Source organism: Citrobacter sp. Igbk 14 (assembly GCF_028069825.1).
Taxonomy (GTDB): domain Bacteria; phylum Pseudomonadota; class Gammaproteobacteria; order Enterobacterales; family Enterobacteriaceae; genus Citrobacter.
In genome coordinates this window covers 1-8222 of record NZ_JANEWM010000101.1, presented here as the reverse complement: position 1 = coordinate 8222, position 8222 = coordinate 1, and the positions used below count along the sequence as shown (strand labels likewise).

7 protein-coding genes are annotated in these 8222 nt (G+C 49.8%); 4 read left to right on the top strand and 3 right to left on the bottom strand.

Going from position 1 to position 8222, the window contains the following annotated elements; translation table 11 throughout:
- The first annotated feature begins 65 nt into the window (after positions 1 to 65).
- Positions 66 to 743, top strand: coding sequence for a PadR family transcriptional regulator (locus NNN64_RS22075; protein ID WP_271442781.1), 678 nt, complete (start codon positions 66 to 68; stop codon positions 741 to 743).
- On the opposite strand, the gene NNN64_RS22070 is transcribed toward NNN64_RS22075, so the two are convergent.
- Positions 740 to 2305, bottom strand: a complete 1566-nt coding sequence (locus tag NNN64_RS22070; protein WP_271442780.1) for a methyl-accepting chemotaxis protein — start codon at positions 2303 to 2305, stop codon at positions 740 to 742. The genes NNN64_RS22075 and NNN64_RS22070 overlap by 4 nt on opposite strands.
- Before the next feature lie 318 nt (positions 2306 to 2623).
- Entirely contained in the window at positions 2624 to 4144 is a 1521-nt protein-coding gene (locus tag NNN64_RS22065; RefSeq protein WP_271442779.1) for a methyl-accepting chemotaxis protein, read from the bottom strand.
- 430 nt (positions 4145 to 4574) lie between these two features.
- Here NNN64_RS22065 and ygjG point away from each other — a divergent pair, with 430 nt between their 5' ends.
- Positions 4575 to 5954, top strand: a complete 1380-nt coding sequence (ygjG, locus tag NNN64_RS22060; protein ID WP_167335587.1) for a putrescine aminotransferase — start codon at positions 4575 to 4577, stop codon at positions 5952 to 5954.
- Between the two features lie 77 nt (positions 5955 to 6031).
- Here ygjG and NNN64_RS22055 read toward each other — a convergent pair whose 3' ends face one another.
- Positions 6032 to 6364, bottom strand: coding sequence for a tRNA-binding protein (locus NNN64_RS22055; RefSeq protein ID WP_271442778.1), 333 nt, complete (start codon positions 6362 to 6364; stop codon positions 6032 to 6034).
- 149 nt (positions 6365 to 6513) lie between these two features.
- Between NNN64_RS22055 and ebgR the strand changes: the two genes are divergently transcribed.
- Both ebgR and NNN64_RS22045 read left to right on the top strand, forming a co-directional pair.
- The gene (ebgR, locus tag NNN64_RS22050) at positions 6514 to 7497 is read left to right on the top strand and encodes a transcriptional regulator EbgR (protein WP_271442777.1); all 984 of its coding nucleotides are present in this window, start codon (positions 6514 to 6516) and stop codon (positions 7495 to 7497) included.
- 193 nt (positions 7498 to 7690) lie between these two features.
- Entirely contained in the window at positions 7691 to 8137 is a 447-nt protein-coding gene (locus tag NNN64_RS22045; RefSeq protein WP_271442776.1) for a beta-galactosidase subunit beta, read from the top strand.
- The last annotated feature ends 85 nt before the right edge of the window (positions 8138 to 8222 follow it).

The window sequence follows — 8222 nt, the reverse complement described above, 5'->3', positions numbered from 1 at the left end:
GACTTGCAAACAGAAAAAGTTTAGATATAAATTAGATATATCGAAACAACATCAGGAGATGAATGATGCAAGATCATCATGAAGGGTGCTGCAAACATGCAGAACACCAGCACGAAGGCTGCTGTAAAGGCGAAGGACATCGCCACGAAGGTCACCACAGCGAACACCACGAAGGTTGCTGCAAAGGTGAAGAACGTCGTCACGAAGGCTGTAACAAAGAACACCACCATGAGCATGGCTGCGGACATCGACACGGTCGCGGTGGTGGTGGCGGTCGACGTCAGCGCTTCTTCGGTCACGGCGAATTACGTCTGGTGATTCTGGATATTTTGACCCGCGATGCCAGTCACGGTTATGAGCTAATCAAAGCCATTGAAACATTGACTCAGGGTAATTACACCCCAAGCCCAGGTGTTATTTACCCGACACTGGATTTCTTGCAGGATCAGTCGCTTATCGCCATCCGTGACGAGGAAGGAGGACGTAAGCAGATAACAATCACAGAGCAAGGCCTGCAATGGCTGGAAGAGAACCGGGAACATCTGGAACATATCCACGAACGTATTAAAGCACGCAGTGTCGGCTTTGAATTACGCAAGAATCCACAGATGAAAAGAGCACTGGAGAATTTTAAAGCCGTGCTGGATCTGCGGGTCAATCACGGTGACACCAGCGAAGCGCAAATCAAGAAGATCATCGGTATTATCGATCGCGCATCGCTGGACATCACCCAGCTTGATTAAGCAGGCTGCGCGTCCTCTTTACGCACGCGGAACACTTTAATCATCTCTTTTAAGTGTAATGCCTGTTCGTTTAATGACGCCGCTGCCGCAACGGACTCTTCTACCAGACAGGAGTTCTGTTGCGTGGTGGTGTCGATCAGGCCAATCGCACTGTTAATCTGCGAAATACCGTCCGTCTGCTCGCGGCTGGCCTGACCGATTTCCCGTAATATCACATCCATTTCTTCAACGTTAGTGACCATTCCATTGATCAACGCGTTGGCTTTTTCAACCAGCGCCAGCCCTTCCCGGGTTTGACTGGTGGAGTCTTCAATCAGATTGCGGATCTCACTGGCAGACGATGCGCTTTTTTGCGCCAGTTGACGTACTTCTCCGGCAACTACCGCAAAACCACGCCCGTGCTCACCGGCGCGCGCGGCTTCGACAGCCGCATTCAGCGCCAAAATATTGGTTTGAAAAGCAATCGAATCGATCAGGTTGATAATTTCTGACATACGGTTAGAGGTTTCATTAATCACGCGTATTTTCTGCGTCACCTGATTCATCATCTCACCGTTGTTTTTCACGACCGTCGCCGCTCCCGTAGACAGCTTCGTCGCTTCATGGGTATGGTCTGCCGTCGTTTTGACCGTCGCGGTAATTTGTTCCATCGACGCCGCGGTCTGTTCTACCGAGCTTGCCTGTTCTTCGGTACGCGCAGCCAAATCCTGATTACCCGCGACAATCTGCGCCGCCGCCGCAGAGATATTCTCGGAGCCGTTTTGCACTTCCTCGACAATCTCTAACAGTCGGGTTTTCATTGCCATCAGCGCTTGCAGCAGCACACCGGTCTCATCCTTCTGTTCCATACTGATGCTGCGAGTAAGGTCGCCCTGCGCAATCGCCTCGGCAAACTGCACGGCTTCATTAAGGGGTCGGGTAATTGAGCGCACAATATACCAACCCATCACACAACCGGCAGCAATGCTGATCAGCGCCAGAGTAATCAACAGTGCGCGATTGGTGTGGAAATCATATTCCACCTGAGCGCCCGCCTTCTGCATCTGGGCATCTTCAATGGCGATCAACTCCTGCACTTTTGCTTTATACGCCTGCTGCACATTCACCGTGCGGGTCATCATCTCGTGCATTGCACCGGAGCGATCGTGATTCTGCAGCGCCTGCAGAATGCGGAATCGGGAAGCCAGATACTGTTCACGCACATCGCGGATATCCGCAATAATTTTTTTGGATGCATCATTGAGAGGCGCTGCACTCAGCGCATCCAGCAGAGCAGAAATTTGCTGGCTGATGGTATCGAGCTTTTTCTGGGACGCCTGGGTCCATTTACCTTCCTCATCCAATAACATCAATTGTTGAGTACTGACAAACTCCTGAAAATTATCAATGAGCAGATTGGCTTTTACCGTAATCGGATAGTCATTGGTAATGATGTTCTGCATCCCACTGTTACTACGATCCAGACTCAACAGCGAAAGGCCCGAACTCACCATCATCAGTACAATAAACAAACCAAACGCGATAAATAATTTCGAGCGAATCTTTACGTTATGCAAGAACATATTTTCTCCCTGGAGACAGTTTTCTTCAGACAGATATCCTTATCGGTCAGCATTCACCTAACTTTATGATATTGATCGTTTTTTAATTTACATCAATGTTACCAAATAGCTTTTGACGATGAATCAAGCAAGACCGATCGTTATATAAGCGATATTTAACAATATTTAAAAACAGGGCGCTCGCCGTCATAACGGAATAATGAAAATAGAATCGTAATACCAAAGAGGTATTATTTAATACATGGTTAACAAAATTATCACAAAAAACGCCTACCGGGGACGATAAGCGTTTGGCGGGAAAATGGGATGGGGAGAGAATTAATGTAGCACGGTCACCGCATCTTCCAGGCGACCGGCACGATGTTTTACCATTGCTGAAATCTGCGCGCTTTCTTCGACCAGTTCAGCATTTTTCTGCGTAATACTGCTCAACTCATTTACGGCACGGGTCAGGCTGGAAAGTCCATCTGACTGCTCCAGCGTTGAATGGCTAATTTGAGCGATCAACTGTGTCACATTCTGAACCTGCGCCACAATATCATCCATTGTCCGCCCTGCGGCATGAACCTGATCGGAGCCGGACTGCACCTTGTCGGCGCTGGCATCAATCAGTTTACGGATGTCATTTGCTGCGCTTGCACTACGACTGGCAAGATGACGTACCTCTCCAGCCACAACCGCAAATCCTTTTCCTTGTTCGCCCGCCCTGGCCGCTTCAACCGCCGCATTCAGCGCCAGAATATTTGTCTGGAAAGCAATATCGTTAATCAGGGTCGTGATAGTGCCGATCCGTTGGGTGCTGTTGGCAATATCGTCCATTGTTTTAATGACCGTATCCATCGCCTCACCGCCCTGTGTCGCCGCGCTGCTGGCGGCAATAGACAGCTTGTCAGCCGCCGCTGCCGTCGCAGAGTTTTGCTTCACCGATGCCGCCATCTGATTCATGGTGGTGACCGTTTCCTGCACATTCTCTACCGTCTGCTGTGTATGCTTGTTTAAATCATCACTGCCTTTCGCCAGCGTTTCACTGTCGTTACGCACACAGCTGACCTGACTCGACACGTCATGAATAAGCCAGCGGCACATTAACCCTAACTGCCCCACCGCCCGTAGCATCAGACCCAGTTCATCGCTACGGTTAAGATGGGTCACGCTGTTGCGCTCGCCAGTCGCTACTTTCAGTGCCTGCTGGGCAACATTCTCGATTGGGCGCACAATCTGCCATTCGAAAATAACCGTCGCCAGCAGCATCACCAGTGCGCTCACCAACAGTTGCGGCCATTCAGCCCCCATCTGCTGTAGCGCAGTTGCCAGGATGACAAACATGAAAGCCATGACACTGCGTACCCGCCAGCGAACCGGAAGCGACGGGAGTTTACCCAACCAGCCTTTACGTACCACCAGCCCCTTATGGACGCGCCGATTACAACGGCCTTCATTGAGTGCTTTATATAAAGGTTCGACCGCCGCAATTTCCGCTTCCGTCGCCCGGGTACGGATCGACATATACCCGGTTACGCGCCCTTCCCGCACCATCGGCACCGCATTGGCCCTCACCCAGTAGTGATCGCCATTCTTCCGCCGGTTTTTCACAATACCGCTCCACGGTTCCCCTTGTTTCAGGGTGTACCACATATCCGCAAACGCCGCTTTCGGCATGTCCGGGTGACGAACCAGGTTGTGCGGCTGAGCAAGCAATTCATTCAGCTGATAGCCGCTGACCTGGACAAAGGTATCGTTCGCATGGGTGATATAGCTTTGTAAATCGGTGGTCGACATGAGGGTGATATCATCATCCAGCGGTGTATTTTGCTGACTAACGTAGGGATGAGAAGACATGGTTGCGTCCTGTGCAGGTTATCTGGTTGTTAACTCTTTCGGCTTATGTTATTTCGGCGCTAATCTTTTTAACTTTAGTTGTTAAATTTGATTTAGATCGCAATTTGCGATTAAACCTCAAAATTTGTATGTTTTCTAATTCATTGATTTAAAATACTTTCATTACGCAACTATTCAGCACACCTTCACTCTGCGCACCGCAACAGTGCAATTTTCGCCCACTTTTAGCGCAATGACGCGTTTTTCCCGTCGGTTTTACGCGCGTAAACCTGGGCAAAATGCCAGCAAATGTTAATGTTTGAGATTAAATGTTGCACAAGCAAGATCTTCCCTGGTGTTTATCCCGATTTTCGTTAAGCGCGTCGGGATGGCGCAATCCCTGCAATACTTAATTCAGTATCATGTGATACGCGAGCTCCGGGAGCATATTTTGAACAGGTTACCTTCCAGCGCATCGGCTCTGGCCTGCAGCGCACACGCACTGAATCTCATCGAGAAGCGAACGCTTGATCATGAGGAAATGAAAGCACTAAACCGAGAGGTGATTGATTACTTCAAAGAGCATGTTAATCCGGGGTTCTTAGAGTATCGAAAATCTGTAACTGCCGGCGGGGATTACGGAGCCGTAGAGTGGCAAGCGGGAAGCCTGAATACGCTTGTCGACACCCAGGGACAGGAGTTTGTCGATTGCCTGGGAGGTTTTGGAATTTTCAACGTGGGGCACCGTAATCCAGTAGTGGTCTCCGCCGTACAGAATCAACTCGCGAAACAACCTCTGCACAGCCAGGAATTACTTGACCCATTACGGGCCATGCTGGCAAAAACGCTTGCTGCACTGGCTCCCGGAAAGCTGAAATACAGTTTCTTCAGTAACAGCGGGACCGAGTCGGTTGAAGCGGCGCTAAAACTGGCGAAAGCGTATCAATCGCCGCGCGGTAAATTTACATTTATTGCCACCAGCGGAGCCTTCCACGGTAAATCGCTGGGGTCGCTATCCGCTACCGCTAAATCAACCTTCCGCAAACCGTTTATGCCGCTGCTGCCGGGCTTCCGCCACGTTCCTTTTGGCGATATTGATGCCATGCGCACCGTCCTGAGCGAATGTAAAAAGACCGGCGACGATGTTGCCGCCGTGATTCTGGAGCCAATCCAGGGGGAAGGAGGCGTAATCCTGCCGCCGCAAGGGTATTTAACCGCGGTACGTAAACTTTGCGATGAGTTTGGCGCGCTGATGATCCTCGACGAAGTGCAAACTGGCATGGGGCGCACCGGCAAAATGTTCGCCTGCGAACATGAAAACGTGCAACCTGACATTCTGTGTCTGGCCAAGGCGCTTGGGGGGGGCGTGATGCCAATTGGCGCGACCATTGCCACCGAAGAAGTGTTCTCCGTCCTGTTCGACAACCCTTTCCTGCATACCACCACGTTCGGTGGCAACCCGCTCTCATGCGCGGCAGCGCTGGCGACCATTAACGTCCTGCTGGAGCAAAATTTACCCGCTCAGGCAGAGCAGAAAGGCGATATGTTGCTGGATGGTTTCCGTCATCTGGCGCGGGAATATCCGGATCTGGTACACGACGTTCGCGGTAAAGGCATGCTGATGGCGATTGAGTTTGTCGATAATGAGATTGGCTACAGCTTTGCCAGTGAAATGTTCCGTCAGCGAGTGCTGGTCGCCGGAACACTGAATAACGCGAAGACGATCCGTATCGAACCGCCGTTGACGTTAACGATCGAGCAATGCGAACTGGTATTACGATCAACCCGCAAAGCCCTGGCCGCATTACGGGTGAGCGTGGAGCAGGTGTAACAACCTTACCCGGCCTATAAAAGACACCCTTTTGTAGGCCGGATAAGGCGTAGCCGCCATCCGGCAATTAGCCTAACTTAAACAATCCGTACCCCCGCCGGCATGACGCGTTCAGGCGCCAACAGCACGCTTTCGCTGCCACCATCAGTTTCGGCACACAGCAACATGCATTCTGAGGTTTCACCGCGCATTTTGGCCTTTTGCAGGTTACACAGCACTACTACCGTTTTCCCCATTAGCTCCTCTTCGCGGTAATAAGGAACCAGGCTGGTCACAGTTTGCAGCGTACGTTCTCCCACATCTACCTGCACGATATAGAGTTTATCGGCATTTTCGTGGCGCTTCACTTGCGCTACTTTTCCAACACGTATTTCCATCCGGGCAAAATCGGCAAAGGCAACGGTATCCATTTCTCTCTCCAGGGTAAAATTTTACTAAAAAATAGCCGAATTTTCGTGGAAGATAAAGCGCGAAGAATTTACTAAAAACAGATGCATCTCATGGGGCTTCATTTACAATGAACAGCCCATGCGGTCGAATGGTGGAATGAAAGGCAAATATGGCAACACTTAAAGATATAGCAGCGGAAGCTGGCGTTTCTCTGGCAACGGTATCCCGCGTTCTGAATGACGATCCAAACCTGAATGTGAAAGAGGAAACCCGGCATCGTATTCTGGAGATTGCAGAAAAACTGGAGTACAGGAGCAGTTCTTCCCACAAAATGCAGGTGAGTGTTGCCAGTCAGCACCATATTCTCGCACTTTACAGTTACCAGCAGAAACTGGAGATCAACGATCCCTACTATCTGTCTATCCGCCACGGTATTGAAACACAGTGTGAAAAGTTGGGTATTGAGCTTACCAGCTGCTATGAACATCATGTTCCCCCCAGCATCAAAAAACTGACGGGTGTCCTTGTGGTTGGGAAGGCCAGCGATGCAATACGCCAGACCGCCACAGCGCTAACGGACAATATCTGTTTTATTGATTTTCAACCTCCAGGCGGCGGTTACGATTTCGTTGATACCGATCTGGTACGCATTAGCCAGGAGATCGTCGACTTTTTCATCAAACAGGGTGCGACACGCATCGGTTTCATTGGTGGTCAGGACGTGCCAGGAGAAGCGGATATCCGCGAAGTTGCCTTTGTGAAATACGGACAGCAGAAAGGTGTCGTTTCAGAAATGGATATCTACCGGGGCGGTTTCTCCAGCGCATCTGGCTATGAGCTAGCCAAAAAAATGCTGGCAAAACAAGATTATCCGTCAGCCTTATTTGTTGCTTCTGACTCCATCGCTATCGGCGTATTACGGGCAATTCATGAAAATGGGGTCCGGATTCCGGAGCAAATTTCGCTCATCAGCGTCAACGATATCCCTACCGCGCGTTTCACCTTTCCCCCACTATCCACTGTACGTATCCACTCTGAGATGATGGGCATTCAGGGTGTTAACCTGCTGATTGAAAAAGCGCGCGATGGCCGCGTGTTGCCGCTTCAGGTCTATGTCCCCAGCCAACTGAAACTGCGCGGTACAACCCGCTAGTGTTCGCTTTGCCCGATAGTGCCGTCGGGCAAATCCTCCCTTCCTCACAGCCCGTCAATTTTCTCTATTTCGTGATCGAGTTAAAGTAAATCGAATTCCTCTATTTTATTTAGTAAAAAGTTTACTAAAATAATTACCTATGATGTCGTTGAGCACAGGCTGTTAACGGTCGATTCATGCGTAAGGAAAGAAAATGAGGATTATCGATAACATAGAACAGCTTCAACAACATACGCATACGAAAAATCACTGGCAGCGTTGCGCAGAGGTGATAGGAAAGCTCGATAGTCTCTCTCCCGGTGTGGTTTACTCGCAGGGAGAGACGCTGAACTACGACGTCAGAATCGACAGCACAACGGATGCCCTGTTTATCGGCCATCGCCGCTGCATTGAGGTGCATTACTTTTTACAGGGCACACAAAAAATCGAATACGCGCCGAAAAGCCAGCTACAGGAAATTGACTGCTACCGGAAGGACACCGACCGTGAATACCTGAAAGGTTTGGGGCAAACCGTACAGGTCAACGCTGGACAAGTATTCATCTGTGATACTGATGAGGCATATCGATTCATTACCCACGCTATCGTGAAAAAATTGGTTATTAAAATCATCACGGAAGAGAACACCAGGCTGGTATAAACAGATTATTACGCCAGTGCATGGCAAAAGCATTTATTTATATTTTATCTGAATTACATAAATCAATCGCATAACTAATTCATAT

Coding starts and splice junctions, on each gene's coding strand:
- NNN64_RS22075 (WP_271442781.1), top strand. CDS start 66: ATGCAAGATCATCATGAAGGGTGCTGCAAACATGCAGAACACCAGCAC.
- NNN64_RS22070 (WP_271442780.1), bottom strand. CDS start 2,305: ATGTTCTTGCATAACGTAAAGATTCGCTCGAAATTATTTATCGCGTTT.
- NNN64_RS22065 (WP_271442779.1), bottom strand. CDS start 4,144: ATGTCTTCTCATCCCTACGTTAGTCAGCAAAATACACCGCTGGATGAT.
- NNN64_RS22055 (WP_271442778.1), bottom strand. CDS start 6,364: ATGGATACCGTTGCCTTTGCCGATTTTGCCCGGATGGAAATACGTGTT.
- ebgR (WP_271442777.1), top strand. CDS start 6,514: ATGGCAACACTTAAAGATATAGCAGCGGAAGCTGGCGTTTCTCTGGCA.
- NNN64_RS22045 (WP_271442776.1), top strand. CDS start 7,691: ATGAGGATTATCGATAACATAGAACAGCTTCAACAACATACGCATACG.